The following is a 265-nucleotide window of genomic DNA, read 5'->3' as shown; positions in this document are numbered from 1 at the left end:
GTGTTGCTGCAGCAGTGCAATGCCTGGGGTATGAACGTCAGCAGCGTGCCATCGGGCAAGGAAGCGCTGGCCCTGCTGCGCACCAAGGCGCACATGCGCGAATACTTCGACGCGGTACTACTCGATCAGGACATGCCCGGCATGAGTGGCATGCAGTTGGCGGCGAAGATCAAGGAAGACCCAAGCCTCAACAACGATATCCTGATCATCATGCTCACCGGCATCAGCCATGCACCGAGCAAGGTCATTGCCCGCAATGCCGGCA

The 265-nt window shown here is 59.2% G+C and carries 1 protein-coding gene; it reads left to right on the top strand.

Going from position 1 to position 265, the window contains the following annotated elements; genetic code table 11:
- Positions 1–265: response regulator (locus AC0IYH_RS32040; RefSeq protein WP_471838330.1), on the top strand; the 265-nt coding region annotated here is incomplete at both ends.

It is taken from the genome of Pseudomonas sp. AC463 (genome assembly GCF_979253585.1).
This window is presented reverse-complemented; position numbering and strand designations above follow the sequence as displayed.